The organism is Sphingomonas sp. S-NIH.Pt3_0716 (assembly GCF_003950715.1).
Lineage (GTDB): Bacteria > Pseudomonadota > Alphaproteobacteria > Sphingomonadales > Sphingomonadaceae > Sphingobium > Sphingobium yanoikuyae_A.
The window spans coordinates 1-784 of record NZ_QLJK01000123.1 but is presented as its reverse complement, the minus strand read 5'-3'; the positions used below and the strand labels follow the sequence as shown (position 1 = coordinate 784).

Sequence of the window (784 nt, the reverse complement as noted above, 5' to 3'; positions counted from 1 at the left end):
TGCAGCCCTTCGAACAAGGCTGACGCCTGTGATGCCGACAGCCGCATCACGCCATCCTGTGCCCGTGGCCAATGGAAGCCCCCCGTCTGCAAAACCTTGCTCACGAGCACCAGGCCGCTGCCATCCCAGACCAGGAGCTTGATCCTGTTCGCCCGCTTGGAGCGGAAGATGAATACCACCCCCGAGAAGGGCTTGAGTCCGAGTTCATGCTCGACCAACGCCGCCAGGCTGACGGCACCTTTCCTGAAGTCGACCGGCTTTGTCACCACCATCACCTTGAGCGGCCCTGGCGGGATGATCATCCCGACCGGCTCACCGCGGCAAGCACACGGGCGATATGATCCTCGCTCGCCCCTGGCGGCACATGGATCGCCAGCCTTGCCGTGCGGATCACGATCTCATCGCCTCCACCATCAGCCGGGCCGGAGCCGCCCGCATCTTCTACCACCGCCGGGACGAAGCCCAGCTTTTTGCTGGCCAGGCGCTTGCCTGGAATGCTGTCATGCCGCCACGCATAAAGCTGCTGCGGCAGTAACCCATGCGTCCGTGCGATTTCTGCGATGTTGGCGCCGGGCTCAAAACTCGACGCTATGATCCGGGCCTTGGCCTCGGCCGACCAGCGGCGACGCGAAGGTCCCGCTGGAATGACATCCATACGCGAGGGCCGCTGGCCCTCCTGCCTTTCGAAACCTGTTTCGAATGTTCTTACATCATCAGCCACTACGATACCCCTCGGATGAGGGGCAAAACATAGACAGATCAGCAGCTACGAAAATGTGGGGAG

General features: G+C 62.1%; 2 protein-coding genes. Both read right to left on the bottom strand.

From position 1 onward, the window contains the following. Positions 1-302: IS66 family insertion sequence element accessory protein TnpB (gene tnpB / locus BRX37_RS26370; RefSeq protein WP_164522557.1), on the bottom strand; the 302-nt coding region annotated here is incomplete at its 3' end. Continuing rightward, the gene (tnpA, locus tag BRX37_RS26365; protein WP_125990383.1) at positions 299-721 is read right to left on the bottom strand and encodes an IS66-like element accessory protein TnpA; all 423 of its coding nucleotides are present in this window, start codon (positions 719-721) and stop codon (positions 299-301) included. The genes tnpB and tnpA, both read right to left, overlap by 4 nt. Between the last annotated feature and the right edge of the window lie 63 nt (positions 722-784).